We start from the raw sequence: 16,723 nt of genomic DNA on the forward strand, positions 1-16,723 counted from the left end.
TCGGCCTCAGCGCACCGGCGCCGGATTCACCGGGGCAGCCGGCTGGCCGGGTACGTAGATGGCGATCGCCGCCGCCTGCTTCGGCGTCGGCGTCACGTTCACGCCGATGCCGCCGCTGGTGTAGCTGCGGCCACCGAAGCGCCCGCTGCCAACCCCGACGCTCGCCCCGCCACCGCTGTAGCCCTGGCGCACGTCCTGCAGCAGCAGGCCGTTCGCCCCGACCTCGGCGGCGGCCACGCGCAGCTTGTGCATCACCTCGTTCATCTTGTTCTGGTCGCCCCAGGTGAAGCCGCCGCTGGCGGTCTCCAGCACGGCGATCTCCTCGAACGCGCCGGTCGGCGGCGTGTAGTAGATCCGCACCTGCTCGGGGTGGATCGGCGCGCGGGCCGGCGCCAGCATCACCTTGGAGGTGCTCGCGCAGCCGGCGGCCAGCAGGGCCAGGCTCAGCAGCAGGAAGGTTCGGAATACGATCGCGTTCTTCATTTCGGCTCCAGCGGATGCAACACCGGCGGCGTGGGCCTGCAAGTATCCGGCTGCCGCGGCAAGCGCGGGGTGAACCACGCCGCATCGGCGGATGAAGCATTCATCCCATTCCTCCGTTGACCCCGATCACCTGGCCGTTGACGTAGGAGGCTCCGTCCGAGCAGAGGAAGCCGACCAGTGCGGCGACCTCCTCCGGGCGTCCGGCACGGCCGGCGGGCACCAGTTGCTTCACCGTCTCCGCCGGGATCGCGTCGGCGGTCATGCGGCCCTCGATCACGCCCGGCGCCACCACGTTGACGGTGATGCCACGGCTGGCCATCTCGCGCGCCAGCGACTTCGAGGCCCCGTGCAGGCCGGCCTTGGCGGCGGCGTAGTTGGCCTGGCCACGGTTGCCCAGCACCGCCGCCACCGAGGACACGCTGACGATCCGCCCCCAGCGCTGGCGCGCCATCGGCAGCAGCAGTGGCTGGGTGACATTGAAGAAGCCGTGCAGGCTGACGTCGATCACCCGGCGCCAGCGCACGGGGTCCATGCCGGCCAACGGCGCGTCGTCGTGGATGCCGGCATTGTTGACCAGCACCTGCACCGGGCCGTCCGCCAGCAGCGTCTCGATGGCCTGACCGGTGGCCTGGTGGTCGGCGACGTCGAAGGCCACCGCCTCGCCGCTTCCGCCCTCGTGATGGATCGCCTCGACCAGTTCCCGGGCGCGCGCCAGGTTGCTGTTGGCGTGGGCGATGACGTGCAGGCCGTCGGCCGCCAGCCGCATCGCGATGGCACTGCCGATATCGCCACTGGCGCCGGTGACCAGCGCGCGTCGCAGGTGGGGGACTGACATCGGGGGCTCCTTGCGGCTGTTCCGGGGGCGCCAGCGTAGCGGCTGCGGCCGCTGCCGGCTCAGCCCGGCATGACCGTCGCCCGTCCCTCCGCCAGCCGGGTGCCGGCATGGTGCAGGGCAAAGCGGTACTGGCAACCGGCCGGGCTGTCCATCAGCAAGTGGGCCTCGCACTCCAGTGCGCCGGGCAGGCGGTCGATGCGGTCGATGCACAGTTCGATGCCGGACAGCCCCACGAGCAGCCCCGGACGCGCGTCCGCCTCCGCGGCCCGGGCGCGCAGCCCGCCGTGGACGGCCATCGCCTGGGCACCGTATTCGCACAGGTGAACGGCGTGCAGGCGGCCGTCCGCGCGCAGCGGGTGGGCCGGGTCGCGGTGGCGCCAGGTGCGCAGCTGGATCCACTCGGCGTCCCAGCCCACGACCTCGTCCCACAGCGACATGGCGCCGGCGTGCGGGACCAGCGCCTCGATCGCCGCGGCATCGGGCAGGGCACCGGCACTCATGCCGCTGCCTCCCGGCCGGCAACCGGCCGCCGCGCGATCAGCAGCGCCAGAACGAAGTTCCCGACCACGCCCAGCGCCACCGTACCGCCGATCGCCCGCAGCACCGGTATCGACGAACTCGCCAGCACCGCGAAGACCAGCAGGGTGGTGAGGCTGCACATGATGATCGCGTGCAGCGCCCGCACCTGGTTGGCGCGCGAATCACCGGCGTGGTCGAAGAACAACGCGTAGTCCAGGCCCAGGCCGGCGGCGAGGATCAACGCGACCAGGTGGAACAGGTTCAGCTCCACCCCGGCCGCGCGCAGCACCGCCAGCACCACCAGCGTGGTCAGCACCATCGGCGCCAGCACCCGCAGCACGCGCGGCGGCGAACGCAGGGCAACGGCGACCACCAGTCCCAGCAGTGCGAAGGCCCCCAGCAGGGTCCACAGCAGTCGGGTGCGGTATTCGGCCACCAGCGACTCGGAGGCCGCCTTGAGGTCCAGCAGTCGCGCCCCGTGCGACGCCAGCGCGGCCTCGAGCGTGTGCAGGTCGGTGATCCCGCTCAGCGAGACCAGGGCGATCGATTCGTCCCCGTAGGGCAGCAGCAGGCCCTCCAGCGGCACTGCCAACGGGGTGCCGGCCAGGGCTTCCGGTACCAGCGGGGCGGCGGTGCGGGCGGTCTCGACATCGGCCAGGAAAGGTTCGAACACGTCGCCGCGGAAGGGCGTGCCGTCCACCGCATCCTCCAGCGCCCCACGCAGCGCGGCCGGTTCCGGCAGGCGGTCCTGGCGGGCCCGTTGGGTGGCCGCGCTGGGCAGGTAGCGCGCGGCCAGGTCGTAGCCGGCCAGCACGCCGTCGCGGCGCAGCGCCTCCAGTACCGGCAGCAGGTGTTCGGAGGCCTGCAGCGCCGCCTCGCTGTCGGCGCCGCGGACTACCGCCAGGTGGCGCACGTCCGGGGCGCGCAGTTCGCGGCGCAGCACCGCGTCGGCCTGCAGCGAGGCCTCCGGCACCGGTGTCAGCCGCGACAGGTCGTTCTGCCAGAAGTGGCCCGGCATCCACCAGACCACGCCGGCGGCAAGGATCGCGATCACCAGGGCGGCGGTGCCGCCCAACCGCGGCAATGACTGCACTGCGCTCCACAGCCGCTGCATCCGCCTCGACTCCGCCGGGTCGGCGAACGCGCCGCGGCCGCTGCCGTCATCCAGCAGGGCCGGCAGTACGTAGCGGGTCGACAGCGCCGCCACCGCAAGCCCGGTGATGGTGAACACCGCCAGCTGCGCCAGCCCCTCGACCCCCGCCGCCAGGAAGGCCAGGTAGGCGATGCAGGTCGAGAGCACGCCGACCACCAGCGCCGGCCACAGCGCGCGCACGCTGGTCCAGGCCGACTGTCCGGCGCGCTGGTTGCTGAACAGGTGGATCGGGTAGTCCTGCGCCACTCCCACCAGCGTGAAGCCGAACGCCAGGGTGATGCCGTGCACCGCCTCGAAACCGGCGACCACCGCGACCAGCCCCGCCAGCCCGCCGCTGGCCAGCGGCAGCGCGCCCAGCAGTGGCGCACGCCAGCTGCGGTAGGCGATCAGCAGCAACAGCACGAAGGCGACCGTGTCCATGCTGCCCAGCCGCGCGGCCTCCTCCCGGGTCCGGCCGCCGACCTCGACCGCGAACGCGCCCGGTCCGGTGATGACGATGTCCGAGCCGCTCTCCCCGCGCGCCTGGCGGAACGCCTCGCGCAGCGCCTCCACCGCCTGCGCCTGCCCGTCCGGGTCGAAGCCCGGCGCCATGGTCTGGACCAGCAGCAGCGCGCGGGCGCCGGCGGGGTCGAACCACACCCCGTGCCGCCGCGTGGGGGTGGCGGCGCCCTGCCACTGTTCGGCCAGGGCGAGGGTCTGCAGGGTCGGGTCGGAAGGCAGCAGCGGCTCCAGCCACTGGCCGACCGGCGAGCCCAGGTCCTGCAGCCGTGCCTGCAACTCTTCGTGCAGGTAATCCGGGTCCAGCGCCTGCCGGTCCAGGGTCGGGGCCAGCAGGTAGCGGTACGGGCGGAGTCCTTCGGGGATCTGGTCGAGGGTTGCCGCCTCGCCGTTGGCGACCAGGGCGAAGCGCGGATCGGCGGCAAGCGACTGCCGGATCGCCGCGGACTGCGCGGCCAGTTGCTGCGGCTCCGCGCCTTCCAGGGCGATCAGCAACAGTCGCGAGCCGGGGCCCTCGCCCAGCCCCTCGAGCAGCAGCTTCTGCTCGGCGGTGCGCGGTTCGGGCATGAAGCGGCGCAGGTCGCCGGCGACCTCCAGGTTGCCGGCCAGCCAGGCGCCGGCCAGCGCGAGCAGCGCCAGCCACGCCAGCACCAGGGTCCAGCGGGCGGCCCGGCTCATCGGGCCGGCGCGTGGCACAGCGCGGCGAGCGCCTCCGGCGCCTCGAGACCGTGCGCGTCCATCGCCGCGCCGGCCAGCAGCGTGCGCTGTGGCGCCCCTGCCTCCGGAACCGCCTCGATGCAGCGCAGCTCGCTGCCGCGGCCCTTCAGGATCAACGTTCCCAGCTGGCGCAGTGCGGCGTCCTTCGGCGCCAAGTGCAGCGTCCAGCGTTCCCGGCCGCCTTCGGCGCGCAGGTCGAACTCGCGCTCCAGCACGTCGCGGTCGCCGGCCAGCAGCGCCTCGAAGCTGCCGCGCAGGCCTGCCAGTTCCGGCGCACCGTCAAGCGACACCCGGCGCGGGTTGCGGCCGGCGCGCTCGATCACCGCCTCGCCGTCGCGCAGGGTCGTGGTTTCTGCATAGGGGACCTGGACCTCGCGCACCAGCACGTCGTCGGCAGGGCGCCGGTACTCGCCCTCCAGCCGCAACGGCGTCTTGAGCAGCCGCGACTGGCGCAGCTCGACGAACGGGGTGCGCGAGGGGGCCGGGCGCACCAGGCGCTCGAGGATCCAGCCGGCCTCGACGCCGGTGCCGGTCGACGGCTCAGCCGCCCTGGCGGCCGGCCAGGTGCCGGCCAGTGCCAACAGCATCGCTGCGGTGATCGCATGCTTCATCGTTCTGCCAGAAGTCGTAGAAGTTGAACCAGTTGTACGGCGCGCTGCGGGCATGGTGCTCCAGCCGCGCGGCGTAGTCGCCCACCAGCGCGGGCAGTGCCACCGCCCGATCCTGCCGGCGCATGCGGATGCCCTCGCTGAACGGCTCGAACACCAGCCGGTAACGATTGCCGCCACGGTACAGGCCGAAGCCCAGTACCACCGGCGCGCCGGTGGCGGCGGCGATCAGCCACGGTGCCTGCGGGAACGGCGCCGGGTGGCCGCAGAACTCCGCCGGCACGCTCGCCTGGCCTTCGTGGGCGCGGTCCACCAGCAGGGCCACCAGCGCGCCCTGCTCCAGTGCCTCGGCGATCGCCAGCGCGACGCCCGGTCCGTCGCGCCCGGCGTCGATGACGGTCCGCGCGACCTCGGGATTGAGCGCGTCCAGCAGCTGGGTCATCGCCGGATTGTGGCCGACGTCCAGCACCACCCGCAGGCGGATCTCCGGCCGGGTGCGGGCCAGCACCCGCAACACCTCGAAGCTGCCCAGGTGCGAGCCGAACATCAGCACCCCGCGGCCGGCTTCCAGCTGCCGGTGCAGCGCCTGCGCCCCTTCCACTTCGATCCGGAAACGCTCCAGCTCGCCGCCGAGCAGGAACACCCGGTCGAGGATCGTCGAGGCGAAGGCATGGATGTGTCGGGCCGTGCTCCACAGTCCGGCGCGGCGCCCGCCCACCCTGCGCAGCCAGTCCCTGGAAGCGCGCCGCTCCGGGCCACGCACCAGCAGGAAGTACAACGTGATCGGCAGCAGCAGCGCCCGTGAGACGGCCCGGCCACCATGGCGGGCGACACCGCGGATCATCCAGATCGCGATGCGGCCGCCGCCCTCCGGGCGCTGCCTCCAGTCCGCGTTCATTCCCCGTCCCCGGCGCGGACTTCGCCGCTGGCCAGCAGGGCCTCGCCACGCAACACCCGGAAGCGCCAGCGCGGCGCTTCGCCGCCCAGCTCGATCCGCGCCCGTTCACCCGGCAGCAGCGGCTGGACGAACTTGACCCGCGGCAGCCGCAAGGGTCCATGGAGCGGGCCATGCGACTCGGCGATCGCCGCCAGCACCTTCTCCAGTACCACCACTCCGGGCACCACCGGCCGCCCCGGGAAGTGCCCGGGCAGGCAGGGATGGTCACGGGGAATGGCGAAGGTGGTCGACACGCGCGGCTCCGGCTTTTGCGCGGCAAGGATAAGCCAGCCGCCTAGGGTGCCCGGCGGAACAGGTCGCGCCAGAATGCCGGTCCCAGCCGCAGCATCGCCCGGGCGAACGCCAGCGGCCCCTGGCGGCGCTCCGGGAACCGCCACTGGCGCCACAGGAACTCGACGACGAAGAACGCTGCGATGACACCGTGGTCGAGCAGGTTGGCGACCGTGGACCAGGCCTGCTGCGATACCGGCAGCGGCGGCGGGAGCCCCGCGCGCAACAGCAGTCCGTTGGGTTCGGCCAGCAGTGCCAGCACCAGGTTGGACAGGGTCATGCTCCCCAGCAGCACCGCCCAGGCGGCGGTCAGGCCACGGGCGTAGCGCGCCAGCGCCGGTTCCAGCGACCCGTCTGGCCCGCCCTCCAGCGCGGCGATGATGCGGGCGATCAGCGGTGTCCGGCCTGCAGCCAGGGAGCGCGCGAACCACCAGCCCAGCACCGCGGTGAACAGCATCGGCGGGAACAGCAGCAGCAGTTCCGGCACCGCTCCGGTCCGCAGTTGCCACAACACCCCGGCGGCGACGGCCAGCAACGCCCATGCCCACGCCCGGCCCCGCGCCAGCGGCTCCAGCATCAGGACCAGCGCCAGGTCGAGCAAGGCCAGCCCGGCCAGCATGCCGTCGTGGCGGACGCTGGCGGCGTGGGCGAGCAACGGATAGGCCACTGCCAGCAGCAGCCGCACCGGCACCAGGCGGTCCATGGCGGCCTCAGGCGGCGCGGTTGCTCTCCACGTGCGCCGACAGCGCGCGCAGCGAAGCGAACACCTGGCGGTTGTCCTCCCCATCCGAGCGCAGCTGCACCCCGTAGCGCTTGCTGATCGCCAGCGACAGCTCGAGCGCATCGATGGAATCCAGCCCCAGCCCGTCACCGAACAGCGGCGCCGCGGGGTCGATCGCGCCGGCCTCGACGTCCTCCAGGTTCAGGCTTTCGACCAGCAGGCGGGCGAGCTCGTTTTCGGCGGGGGTCTGTGCGGACATCGGGGTACTTCCTGCAGGGACAAGCCGGGGAAAGATCAGTCATCCGCCCCGCCAGCGCAAGCCGCAGGGACCGCCGGTGCGGCAGGCGCGTATCATCGGCGGATGATCCCAGCAGCATCACGCGGCCCCGCAGCCGGCGCCGCAGACCCGGGCGCGAACCCGCGCTTGGCGGTCGAATACCACCATACCGACCCTGCCACCGTGCTCACCGACGACGATGTCCTGGCGGTGTTCGGATTCGGCCAAGACGCGCCCGTGGCGGACGATCCGCGCTTCCTGCGGGTCTCCCTGCAGCCGCATGGGCCGGCGCCGCTGGAAGTCTGGCGTACCGCCGGGCCGGTCCGGCGCGGGCGCGCCGGCGGCATCGCCTGGGCCGATGGCGGGGGGCTGCAGTTCGGCGCCATCGAGATCGGCGAGGTAGGCCCGGAAGGCCTGGAGGGCGCGGCGGAACAGGCTTACCGGCAGCTGCTTGGCTTCGTCGCCGGCCACGGCCACCCGCACCTGCTGCGGATCTGGAACTACCTCGACGCGATCACCCTGGGCGAAGACGACGCCGAGCGTTACCGGCGCTTCTGCGTCGGCCGTGCGGCGGGCTTGGGCGAATTCGATACCCGCGGGCTGCCGGCCGCCACCGCGATCGGCCGCCGCGATGGCGACCGCCGCCTGCAGGTCTACTGGCTGGCCGGCATCCGGCCCGGCACCCCGCTGGAGAACCCGCGCCAGCTCAGCGCCTACCGCTACCCGCGCCGCTACGGTCCGCAGCCGCCCAGCTTCGCCCGCGCCATGCTGCCGCCCGACGGCAGCGACATGCCGCTGCTGCTGTCAGGCACCGCCGCGATCGTCGGCCACGAGTCGCGCCACGTCGATTCGCTGGAGACCCAGCTCGACGAGACCCTGGCCAACTTCGAGGCGCTGATCGGCGCCGCCCGCGTGCACCGGCCCTGCCTGCCGCCCGGCTTCGGGCCGGGCTCGCGGCTGAAGGTCTACGTACGCGATGCCGACGCCCTGGGCCCGGCCGATGCGCTGCTGCGCCAGCGGCTCGGCGATGGCGTCCCGTACCTGCTGCTGCACGCCGCGGTCTGCCGGCGCGAACTGCGCATCGAGATCGACGGCACCCACGACGCCCCGCGCTGAGCGCCCCCGACCCGCTATCCTCCCCCAACCAAACTAACGATAGGGCGAACCAATGGGACTGATCAGCCTGCTGTGGGGCATCGTTTCGCTGCTGTGGATGCTCGTGGCCCTCATCCCGCTGCTGGGCTGGGGCAACTGGTTCCTGATCCCCTTCGCCGCCATCGGCGTGATCATCGCCGCCATCGGCATGGCGGTGACCTCGCCGGGGAACCGCAGCCGCGCCAAGACCGGCCTGCTGCTCAACGCCATCGTCATCGTGGTCGCCGTCTTCCGCCTCTCCATCGGCGGCGGCATCATCTGACCCGGGAAGTCGTAGCCCGGGCAAGGCCAAAGGCCGTACCCGGGACCCGGATCACCCCCGGGACCAGACCACCCCACGGCGTACAATCGCCCCCATGAGCACCCACCCCTTCTCCCGCCCCCGGCGCATGCGCCGGGACGAGTTCTCGCGCCGCCTGATGCGCGAGTCGGTCCTCACCGCCGACGACCTGATCTACCCCGTCTTCGTCCACGAGCCGCCCGGCCGCGAGCCGGTGCCGTCGATGCCGGGCATCGAGCGGCTGTCGATCGACGAGCTGCTGAAGGTCGCCGAGCAGGCCAGCGAGCTGCGCATCCCCGCCCTGGCCCTGTTCCCGGTCACCGCGCCGCAGGCCAAGTCGGCCACCGCCGAGGCGGCCTGGGATCCGGAGGGCCTGTGCCAGCGCGCGATCCGCGCGCTCAAGCAGCGCTTCCCGGAGCTCGGCGTCATCACCGATGTCGCCCTGGATCCCTATACCAGCCACGGCCAGGACGGCCTGGTCGACGACAGCGGCTACGTGCTCAACGACGAGACCGTCGAGGTGCTGGTGAAGCAGGCGCTCTCGCACGCCCAAGCCGGCGCCGACGTGGTCGCCCCCAGCGACATGATGGACGGGCGCATCGCCGCCATCCGCAGCGCGCTGGAGCAGGAAGGCCACATCCACACCCGGATCCTGGCCTACAGCGCCAAGTACGCCAGCGTCTTCTACGGCCCGTTCCGCGATGCGGTCGGCTCCTCCGCGGCGCTGGGCGCGGCCGACAAGCGCACCTACCAGATGGACCCGGGCAACAGTGACGAGGCGCTGCACGAGGTCGCCCGCGACCTGGAGGAAGGCGCCGACATGGTCATGGTCAAGCCGGGCATGCCGTACCTGGACATCGTGCGCCGCGTGAAGGACGAGTTCGGCGTGCCGACCTTCGCCTACCAGGTCAGCGGCGAGTACGCGATGCTGCGGGGCGCGTTCGCCAATGGCTGGCTGGACGAACGCAAGTGCACGCTGGAGGCGCTGCTGGGCTTCAAGCGCGCCGGCGCCGACGGGGTGCTGAGCTACTTCGCGCTGGACGCCGCGCGCTGGCTGCGCGAGGGCTGAGCGGGCGTCCGGCAGGGACCGGGAGCGCGGGGACGACGCTTGCACGCGCACGGGCCTAGACTGCGGCGGAACCGGTTTCGAGCCGGCCCCCGTCCCCGCATGGAGTCGCCATGTCCGCAGCCCGTTACGCCGTCATCGGCCACCCGGTGGCCCATTCGCTGTCCCCGCGGATCCACCAGGCCTTCGCACGCCAGGCCGGCATCGAGCTGGAATACGGCAGCATCGACTGTCCGCCGGAGCAGCTGGCCGACCAGGTCGCCAAGTTCGCCGGCACCGGTGGTCGCGGCCTCAACGTCACCCTGCCGCACAAGCGCGCGGCGTACGGCCTGTGCAGCGAACTCGGCCCGACCGCGAAGCGCTGCGGCGTGGTCAACACCCTGGCGCGCATCGACGGCGGCTGGCGCGGGCACAACACCGACGGCAGCGGCCTGGTGCGCGACCTCACCGAGCGTCGCCGCCAGGACCTGCGCGGGCGCAAGGTGCTGTTGATCGGCGCCGGCGGGGCTGCCCACGGGGTCGCCCCGGCCCTGCTGGACGCCGGCATCTCCGCGCTGTTCATCGTCAACCGCACCGACGCCCGCACCGACGCCCTGGCCGACCTGCTGGCCGACCCGGCGCGGGTGCACCCGCGCTACTACGCGGACATGGACGACCTCGGCCCGTTCGACCTGATCATCAACGCCACCTCGATCGGCCACGGCGACGGAGGCGGCGAACCGGTCCCGCTGCCCGGCAGCATGCTCACCCCGCGCACCGACGTGGTCGACCTGTCCTACGGGCGGGCCGCGGTCGGCTTCCTGGCCTGGGCACGCGCGGCCGGCGCCGACCGGCTGTTCGACGGCCTCGGGATGCTGGTCGAGCAGGCCGCCGACAGCTTCAGGATCTGGCACGGCAAGCGCCCGTACACCGACGAGGTGTACGGGGAGCTGCGCAGGGAATTCGGCTCGCCCCTCGCCTCCGCCTAGCCCAGGTACATGTCCTTGAGGCGGACGTAGTGGCCGGCGCTGTAGCGCAGCTGTTCGATCTCGGTGTCGGACAGCTTGCGGGCCATCCGCGCCGGATTTCCCAGCCACAGTTCGCCGCTGCGCACGGTCTTGCCCGGCGCGACCAGCGCGCCGGCGCCGACGAAGGCGTAGTCCTCGACCACCGCACCGTCGAGGATCTTCGCGCCCATGCCGATCAGGCAGTAATCGCCGATCCGGCAGGCATGCACGATCGCGCCGTGGCCGATGGTCACGTCATTGCCGATCTCGGTCGGAAAGCCGCCGGGTTGCGTGTACGGGCCCTCGTGGCTGACATGGATGACGGTGCCGTCCTGGACGTTGGTCCGGGCGCCGATGCGGATGAAGTTGACGTCGCCGCGGACCACGCAGCCGGGCCAGACGGAGGCGTCGTCGCCGAGTTCGACGCGGCCGATGACAGTGGCGGCCGGGTCCACGTAGACGCGCTCGCCGAGCACCGGGTGGTGGGTCTGGAAAGGTCGGATGTTCATCCGGGGATTGTAGCGGGGGGCGTCGGTGCGAACCCGGGTGCGCTTTGCTTGCCCGGGCTGCGGAAGCGGGTACGGCGCTACAACACCCGGAATTCGATGCGGCGGTTGCGGGCGCGGCCCTCGTCGGTGTCGTTGCCGGCGACCGGGCGGTCGGGGCCGAAGCCCTGCACGCCGAGGTGGTCGGCATTCACGCCGGCGGCCTCCAGGTAGGTCTTGACCGCGATCGCCCGCTGCAGGCTCAGCGCGACGTTGGCCTGCCGCGAGCCGACGCTGTCGGTGTGGCCGATCACCTGTACCTGCTGGTCGCCGATCTCCATCAGCGCCGCGGCCATCTCGTCGAGGATCGCCCGGCCACCCGCGGTCAGCTCGGCACTGCCGCTGCGGAATTCGATGATCCGGTCGGCCAGGGCCTGGTCGAGTACCGCCTGGCTGTCGCCGCCCCCGGCCTGCAGGCCGTTGCGCACCTGGTAGCCGGGCCCGGCGGCGGTGGCCAGCACGCTGGCGACCTGCTGGCGCCGGGCTTCGTTGCCGACCTGGCCCGTGATGCGCACGCTGCTGCCCTCGATCACCAGCTCGCCGCCGGAAACACCGGTGAGCGCCGGATCCAGCATTCCGGCGACCCGCTCGCCCCAGTTGGCCGGGGCGACCACCGCGCCGACCTCGATCCGATCCACGACCCGGGCGCTGCCGTACAGCTCGTGCAGCCGGGCCAGCACCGCGGCGCGGGTGGCCTCGTCGGGCACGGTGCCGGCGGCGATGACCGGCGCCACGGCAGGGCCCCGGGCCAATGCCGGCGTCGCGGCCAGCAGCAGCGGCAGCAGCAGCACGGCGGCCAGGCGCAGCTGGACGTTGGAGCGTCGGGAAACGTGGCGCATGTCAGATCCCCAGGAAGGTACGGTTGAAGGCCTCGCGCGCGGTACGCAGGCTCAGGTCCCCGCGATCGAGGTGGCTGGCCAGCTTGTTGAGTCCGTAATCGGCGGCGAGCGGCTCGTCGACCCAGTCGGCGTCGTCGATCGCGATGAAGCGCTCGGCGCCCTCGGCGGGATCGAGCGCGGCGTGCAGGGTGCGGCCATCGGCACCGTTGAGGCCGACCAGCAGCCGGGGGCCGCCCTCCCCGTCGAGACCGCCGCCCTCCCGCACCAGCAGCACCAGCTCGAAGTCGGCGCGTGCCAGGAAGCCGGACACCAGGTCGAGCCAGAACGCCGCCACCAGCGGGCGGTACAGGCCGTCGGCGGGCAGCGGCAGCGAAAGGCCCTTGTCGACGCCGCCACCGGCCGCCGCCACCGGCTGCATCAGCAATCCCAGCGCCGGCAGCATCCGCCTCAGGCACAGCCGCGGATGGCCGGAACCCTGCAGCAGCGCCTGCAGCGTGCCCAGGTCCTGCAGCTCGAGGAAGTCGGCGAAGGCGGCATCCCAGGCCTGCGGCTCGGCACTGATCGACAATCGGGTGGCGGCGATCTCGCGCAGCGCCGCCGCGGTATCGTCGGCCCCCAGCGCCTGCTGCCCCAGCCGCGCCATCAGCGACCAGGGCCGTGCCAGCGCCAGCGGGCTGCGGCCGATGAACGACAGCGGCCGCAGTACCTCCAGCCGGGTCGCGATCAGGAAGGGGAAGCGCCGGCCGGAGGCATCGCGGCTGGGCAGGAAGTGCCCGCCGATGACGACCCGACTGCCCGAACCCAGGAAAGCGAAGTGCAATGGCCGCGCCTGGTCGTAGAGCTGGCGCCAGGCCGGATTGCCGGCCATCTGCTCCAGCGCCTGACCGGTCCAGCGGTCGAGCATCTGCATCAGCTGGTGGTTGCCGTCGCCACCGACGAAGTCGCCGCGGCTGGGCAGCTTGCCGAAGCAGCCGACCGGCAGGCGGATGTCCTGGAGTTCGGCGACGCCCATCACGGCACTCCGGCCGGGCTGGCGACCACGCCGCCGCCGGAACTGCCGGCGGGCTCCGGTCCCAGCGTGCCAGCGACCTGCGGGGGCAGGCGCAGGCCCAGCGAATCACTGGCGGTGGCATTGGGCTGCACCGCGCTGACGATGCGCAGCTCGACGGCCACTTCGGCACCGTCGCGCTTCCAGGCCAGCCGGTAGTGCTGATCGCCGATCCGGCTTGCCTCCGCGGCGGCGAACATGGCCTCGGTGGCACCGGCGCCGGGTGCGTTGAACACCTGCACCTCGCGCCCGTCGCCGGTGACCGCGGTGATCTCCACCCCGGGCACCCCCTCGCCGGGCAGCTGGAAGGTGTGCCATTGCGGCGGGGTGTTGCGGTAGCGCATGCGCTGGCCGTCGACCACCAGCGAGTACTCGCGCCCCGTGGCCGCCATCGGCAGCACCTGGAACACCATCTGCGGGCTGTCGGCCGCGCTCCCGCCCACCCACTGCCCGTAGCCGCCGACCAGTTCCGGACTCAGGCTGATGCCGATGTCGGCCCAGCGCCGCGGGGTCAGGGTATTGCCACGGCGGATCACCAGCGTGCCCAGGGCCTCCTCGCCAAAGCGCGCGATCGCCCCGGAAGGCCCGAAGATCCGGTCGATGTCGCCGCGCGCGGCCTCGACGTCGGCGCCGGCGGCGTAGGGATAGCGCCGGCCGATCCCGTCCTCGAACGGCTGGTGCACCTGCGCCGCCCAGGTGCGGTTGAGCTCGGCCTCGGTCGGCGCGACCAGCGCGGCGAAGCCCTGCACCAGCGGGCGCAGCAACAACGGCCGCAGCACCTCGCGCTGGCCCGCTTCCAGGCCGTTGAGCATCTGCTCGTCGACCAGCCGCAGGGCGACCGAAAGTTCCGAACCCTCGGCATCGAGCGTCTGCTGCATCAGCTTGCGCGCGCCCGGACCGGGGTCGCCCTGGGTGTGGAGGGCGTTGAAACGGCTGCGTACCGCGCCCAGCGCCTCGAAGTAGCGGTCCAGCAGTGGCGGGCCGCCTTCATGCCCGGCGAGCAGCCGGGCCAGCCCGGCGAACTGGCGACCGACCGGCCCCGCCCCGGCCGGCTCCTGCGCCCCGGATGCGCCGGTGCCGGAGTCGACCTGCACCGCGACCGGAGTGGGGTTGCGCCGCATCACCACCCGGTTGAACCAGGCGACGATGCCGCCGCGTGCGGCTCCGGCCAGTGCGTTGGCAGCGGCCGGGTTGTCCCACACGGTTTCCCGGTTCACCGCCTGCAGCAGTGCGCGCAGCGGCGAGGCGGATGGATCGCCGAGGCTGTTCATGCGCTCCACCGCGTCCTCGAAGTCGCCGAAGCGGGCCACGCTCACGCCCTGCAGGAAGCGCTGCCACTCCCCGGCGTACTCGGTCTTGTACAGCCCGGTCAGCTCGCGGGTGATGTGTTCCGGGCTGCCGGCGAGGGTGAGGTCGTTCTGCACGGTCGACTCGAGTACCCAGTCGGTGCTGCTGAGCTCGGTACCGGCGGCCTCGGCGATCGCATCGGCGACGTACTCTTCCCAGGCCTTGCGGGTGAACGCGCCGGAGACCTGGTGGCTGCCGGTGAGCAGCCCCCCGGAATGGTCTTCGCCCAGCAAGCCGGCAACGGTGGCGGGACTGAAGCGGGTTGCCGCGCGGGCCTTGATCTGGGCATACACCCGGTCGCGCGCGGACGCGCCGCGCATGACCTGCCGCAGTGCCTGCCGGCTGTCGTCGACCAGGCCGTAGCGCGCATCCACCAGGGGCCAGCCGGGCCGGTCGGCCTGGCGCACGTGGTAGCTCATCAGCCGGCCCGCCGCACGCAGCATGTCCTCGCGCGGCATGTCGCCGCGGTTGGCCTCCAGCCAGCCACGCCAGAAGCGGGTCAGCTGGTCGCCCAGGTGCACGCCCTCCACCCGGGCCGGATCGGCCAGCATGAGGTAGGTCTTGAGCGCGTTGTAGGCGTCCTGCGAGTCGGTCGGCGAGGCCTCCTCGTACAGCCGGGCCGGGCTCCCACCGGCGCCAGCGCTGGCATCGGCTCCGTCCTCGTCCGTACCGGGGCCGTGGCCACCGGATCCGGCAGCCGCGGCGCCGACCGGCGGACGCAGCGCCGCGCGGTTGGCGACCACCTGCGACAGGTAGTCCTCCAGCCGGGTGGCCACCGGCACGAGCATCACCTGGCGCATGCCGTCGAAGTACTCCTGGCGCAGCTTCGCCTCCATCGCCCCGCCCTGGTACAGGCCGAAACCCAGCCCCAGCGGACGGTCCTGGCGGTAGCGCTCGAGTTGCTCGAGCCGGTCCTGCAGCACCAGCAGCGCCTCGATGCGCGAGCCCAGGCCGAACGAGCCCTCCTGCACCGCGACCGCCTTGTCCAGGTCGGCGGCGACGTCGGCGACCAGCTGGCGGTTGCCGGTGTAGGACCAGGTCCATGCCGCCAGCGCTCCGCCCAGCAGCAGCACCGCCCCGAAGAACGCCGCGTGCCGCAACCGGGTCCGGGTCCGGCTGGCGTACTGCCTGACCAGCCCGCGATCGGCGAAGATCACCCGGCGGAACAGGCCCTGCAGGAAATAGCTGGCATCCGCCGGCGGCACCGGCGCGGCATCGCCGGTGCCGGCATCCAGCTGGAACTGGCGGCCGACGCGCTCGGATGCCGGCTGCACCGCCACGCCTTCCTGCAGCGCGCTGGTGAAGTAGAAGCCGCGGAACACCGGTTTGAACTGGTAGGGGTTTTCCTCGAACAGGGTTGCGATGAAGGTCCGCAGCGCCGGCTTGATGCCGGTGAACTCCATCGGCATGGTCAGCAGCCCCGGCGCCAGCTCGCGTCCGCGGGCCATTGCCATCTGGGCCAGCCCGGTCTCGCGCAACCCGTCGGCGAGCTCGTCGAAGTGGCGGTCGAAGGTGGCCAGTGCATCGTCCTGCGCCCCGACCCCGTAGGGCAGCGTGGCGCCCCAGGCGTTCTCGCGCTCGGACGGGTCCAGGCCCTGGAAGAAATCGGAGAAACCGTTGATCAGGTCGGCCTTGGTGAACACCACGTAGACCGGGGCGTGGACCTCCAGCCGCTCGGTCAGCTCCTGCACGCGCTGGCGCAGGTTCTTGGCCAGGTCGATGGCGAACTCGGGCTTGCTGCCCGACAGCTCGGCGATCGAGGCGGCGATGAGGATCCCGTTGATCGGCGCGCGCGGCCGATGCTTCTTCAGCAGGTCGAGGAAGGTCAGCCACTCCAGCCGGTCCTCGGCACTGACCGAGTAGCGCCCGGCGGTGTCGAGCACGATGCCCTCGGTAGTGAAGTACCAGTCGCAGTTGCGGGTGCCACCCAAGCCGTGGATCACCGCGCTGCGGTTGTCCTCGAACGGGAAGCGCAGCCCGGAATTGAGGATCGCGGTGCTCTTGCCGGCGGCCGGGTTGCCGATGATCACGTACCACGGCAGCTCGTACAGGGCGGCGGTGCCGCGGGCCTGGCCGATGCGCGAGGTCTTGATCGCCTTGACCGCCTCGGCCATGCGCCCACGCAATGCCTCGGCCTGCGCCTTCGCCGCCGGTTCGGCGCTGGCGACCGCCTGGTCGGCCTGGCCGGCCACCATCGCGTCCAGCCCGGCACCGGCCCTGCGTGCCCGGTAACGCCGCACCGCCATCAGCAGCAGCCAGGCCAGCACCGCCACGACCACGGCCGCCAGCAGCCAGCCACCGGCCGCGAGCAGGCCGTCCTTGCCGAAGTACGCCACCGCGCCCGCGGCCAGCAATGCGAGCGCACCGAGCACGCGGTAGTCGCTCAACCAGTAGCGCAGGTTCATCCAGAAACTTCTC

The 16,723-nt window shown here is 72.5% G+C and carries 17 protein-coding genes; 4 read left to right on the forward strand and 13 right to left on the reverse strand.

The annotated features are described in order from the left end of the window. Nucleotides 1-6 precede the first annotated feature (6 nt). The 9 genes from LY625_RS05835 to LY625_RS05875 all read right to left on the reverse strand — a co-directional run bounded on the left by LY625_RS05835 (nucleotide 7) and on the right by LY625_RS05875 (nucleotide 7,021). Entirely contained in the window at nucleotides 7-483 is a 477-nt protein-coding gene (locus LY625_RS05835) for a hypothetical protein (protein WP_233738243.1), read from the reverse strand. Nucleotides 484-583: 100 nt separating this feature from the next. Next, entirely contained in the window at nucleotides 584-1,318 is a 735-nt protein-coding gene (gene fabG, locus LY625_RS05840) for a 3-oxoacyl-ACP reductase FabG (RefSeq protein WP_233738245.1), read from the reverse strand. A gap of 59 nt (nucleotides 1,319-1,377) precedes the next feature. Further along, complete coding sequence (locus LY625_RS05845; protein WP_233738247.1) at nucleotides 1,378-1,818, reverse strand: phosphotransferase; 441 nt, start codon at nucleotides 1,816-1,818, stop codon at nucleotides 1,378-1,380. After that, nucleotides 1,815-4,166, reverse strand: coding sequence for an MMPL family transporter (locus LY625_RS05850; protein WP_233738249.1), 2,352 nt, complete (start codon nucleotides 4,164-4,166; stop codon nucleotides 1,815-1,817). The genes LY625_RS05845 and LY625_RS05850 overlap by 4 nt, the downstream gene beginning before the upstream one ends. Then, a complete protein-coding gene (locus LY625_RS05855; RefSeq protein ID WP_233738250.1) occupies nucleotides 4,163-4,816 on the reverse strand; it encodes a LolA-related protein in 654 nt (217 codons plus the stop codon). The genes LY625_RS05850 and LY625_RS05855 overlap by 4 nt, the downstream gene beginning before the upstream one ends. Beyond that, on the reverse strand, nucleotides 4,746-5,711 hold the full coding sequence (locus tag LY625_RS05860) for an acyltransferase (protein ID WP_343223465.1): 966 nt from the start codon (nucleotides 5,709-5,711) through the stop codon (nucleotides 4,746-4,748). The genes LY625_RS05855 and LY625_RS05860 overlap by 71 nt, the downstream gene beginning before the upstream one ends. After that, nucleotides 5,708-6,004: a hypothetical protein gene (locus tag LY625_RS05865; protein WP_233738252.1), complete on the reverse strand. Its 297-nt coding sequence runs from the start codon at nucleotides 6,002-6,004 to the stop codon at nucleotides 5,708-5,710. Before LY625_RS05865 ends, LY625_RS05860 begins: the two co-directional genes overlap by 4 nt. 41 nt (nucleotides 6,005-6,045) lie before the next feature. After that, the gene (locus tag LY625_RS05870; protein WP_233738253.1) at nucleotides 6,046-6,744 is read right to left on the reverse strand and encodes a ketosynthase; all 699 of its coding nucleotides are present in this window, start codon (nucleotides 6,742-6,744) and stop codon (nucleotides 6,046-6,048) included. 7 nt (nucleotides 6,745-6,751) lie between these two features. Then, entirely contained in the window at nucleotides 6,752-7,021 is a 270-nt protein-coding gene (locus LY625_RS05875; RefSeq protein WP_233738254.1) for a phosphopantetheine-binding protein, read from the reverse strand. Nucleotides 7,022-7,123: 102 nt separating this feature from the next. Here LY625_RS05875 and LY625_RS05880 point away from each other — a divergent pair, with 102 nt between their 5' ends. From LY625_RS05880 to aroE, 4 genes are all read left to right on the forward strand, one after another. Then, nucleotides 7,124-8,155, forward strand: coding sequence for a pteridine-dependent deoxygenase (locus LY625_RS05880; RefSeq protein WP_233738255.1), 1,032 nt, complete (start codon nucleotides 7,124-7,126; stop codon nucleotides 8,153-8,155). Nucleotides 8,156-8,207: 52 nt separating this feature from the next. Further along, nucleotides 8,208-8,456 carry a hypothetical protein gene (locus tag LY625_RS05885; protein WP_233738256.1) on the forward strand — a complete coding sequence of 83 codons (249 nt, stop codon included), beginning with the start codon at nucleotides 8,208-8,210 and terminating at the stop codon, nucleotides 8,454-8,456. Nucleotides 8,457-8,550: 94 nt separating this feature from the next. Further along, on the forward strand, nucleotides 8,551-9,543 hold the full coding sequence (gene hemB, locus LY625_RS05890; protein ID WP_233738258.1) for a porphobilinogen synthase: 993 nt from the start codon (nucleotides 8,551-8,553) through the stop codon (nucleotides 9,541-9,543). A gap of 110 nt (nucleotides 9,544-9,653) precedes the next feature. Further along, a complete protein-coding gene (gene aroE, locus LY625_RS05895; protein WP_233738259.1) occupies nucleotides 9,654-10,508 on the forward strand; it encodes a shikimate dehydrogenase in 855 nt (284 codons plus the stop codon). Here the strand turns inward: aroE and LY625_RS05900 are convergent. The 4 genes from LY625_RS05900 to tssM all read right to left on the reverse strand — a co-directional run bounded on the left by LY625_RS05900 (nucleotide 10,505) and on the right by tssM (nucleotide 16,710). Further along, on the reverse strand, nucleotides 10,505-11,035 hold the full coding sequence (locus LY625_RS05900) for a gamma carbonic anhydrase family protein (protein ID WP_233738261.1): 531 nt from the start codon (nucleotides 11,033-11,035) through the stop codon (nucleotides 10,505-10,507). The two genes, aroE and LY625_RS05900, sit on opposite strands and share 4 nt — an antisense overlap. Before the next feature lie 77 nt (nucleotides 11,036-11,112). Next, a complete protein-coding gene (locus tag LY625_RS05905) occupies nucleotides 11,113-11,910 on the reverse strand; it encodes an OmpA family protein (protein WP_233738262.1) in 798 nt (265 codons plus the stop codon). A 1-nt stretch (nucleotide 11,911) separates the two neighbouring features. Next, complete coding sequence (gene tagF, locus LY625_RS05910; RefSeq protein WP_233738263.1) at nucleotides 11,912-12,922, reverse strand: type VI secretion system-associated protein TagF; 1,011 nt, start codon at nucleotides 12,920-12,922, stop codon at nucleotides 11,912-11,914. Continuing rightward, entirely contained in the window at nucleotides 12,922-16,710 is a 3,789-nt protein-coding gene (tssM, locus tag LY625_RS05915; protein WP_233738264.1) for a type VI secretion system membrane subunit TssM, read from the reverse strand. Before tssM ends, tagF begins: the two co-directional genes overlap by 1 nt. Nucleotides 16,711-16,723: the final 13 nt, after the last annotated feature.

The organism is Lysobacter sp. GX 14042 (assembly GCF_021390425.1).
GTDB lineage: Bacteria > Pseudomonadota > Gammaproteobacteria > Xanthomonadales > Xanthomonadaceae > Novilysobacter.

What these genes read in the sequence shown, in the direction of transcription:
- LY625_RS05835 (WP_233738243.1), bottom strand. Translation starts at nt 483, where the DNA reads ATGAAGAACGCGATCGTATTCCGAACCTTCCTGCTGCTGAGCCTGGCC.
- fabG (WP_233738245.1), bottom strand. Translation starts at nt 1,318, where the DNA reads ATGTCAGTCCCCCACCTGCGACGCGCGCTGGTCACCGGCGCCAGTGGC.
- LY625_RS05845 (WP_233738247.1), bottom strand. Translation starts at nt 1,818, where the DNA reads ATGAGTGCCGGTGCCCTGCCCGATGCCGCGGCGATCGAGGCGCTGGTC.
- LY625_RS05850 (WP_233738249.1), bottom strand. Translation starts at nt 4,166, where the DNA reads ATGAGCCGGGCCGCCCGCTGGACCCTGGTGCTGGCGTGGCTGGCGCTG.
- LY625_RS05855 (WP_233738250.1), bottom strand. Translation starts at nt 4,816, where the DNA reads ATGAAGCATGCGATCACCGCAGCGATGCTGTTGGCACTGGCCGGCACC.
- LY625_RS05860 (WP_343223465.1), bottom strand. Translation starts at nt 5,711, where the DNA reads ATGAACGCGGACTGGAGGCAGCGCCCGGAGGGCGGCGGCCGCATCGCG.
- LY625_RS05870 (WP_233738253.1), bottom strand. Translation starts at nt 6,744, where the DNA reads ATGGACCGCCTGGTGCCGGTGCGGCTGCTGCTGGCAGTGGCCTATCCG.
- LY625_RS05875 (WP_233738254.1), bottom strand. Translation starts at nt 7,021, where the DNA reads ATGTCCGCACAGACCCCCGCCGAAAACGAGCTCGCCCGCCTGCTGGTC.
- LY625_RS05880 (WP_233738255.1), top strand. Translation starts at nt 7,124, where the DNA reads ATGATCCCAGCAGCATCACGCGGCCCCGCAGCCGGCGCCGCAGACCCG.
- LY625_RS05885 (WP_233738256.1), top strand. Translation starts at nt 8,208, where the DNA reads ATGGGACTGATCAGCCTGCTGTGGGGCATCGTTTCGCTGCTGTGGATG.
- hemB (WP_233738258.1), top strand. Translation starts at nt 8,551, where the DNA reads ATGAGCACCCACCCCTTCTCCCGCCCCCGGCGCATGCGCCGGGACGAG.
- aroE (WP_233738259.1), top strand. Translation starts at nt 9,654, where the DNA reads ATGTCCGCAGCCCGTTACGCCGTCATCGGCCACCCGGTGGCCCATTCG.
- LY625_RS05900 (WP_233738261.1), bottom strand. Translation starts at nt 11,035, where the DNA reads ATGAACATCCGACCTTTCCAGACCCACCACCCGGTGCTCGGCGAGCGC.
- LY625_RS05905 (WP_233738262.1), bottom strand. Translation starts at nt 11,910, where the DNA reads ATGCGCCACGTTTCCCGACGCTCCAACGTCCAGCTGCGCCTGGCCGCC.
- tagF (WP_233738263.1), bottom strand. Translation starts at nt 12,922, where the DNA reads ATGGGCGTCGCCGAACTCCAGGACATCCGCCTGCCGGTCGGCTGCTTC.
- tssM (WP_233738264.1), bottom strand. Translation starts at nt 16,710, where the DNA reads ATGAACCTGCGCTACTGGTTGAGCGACTACCGCGTGCTCGGTGCGCTC.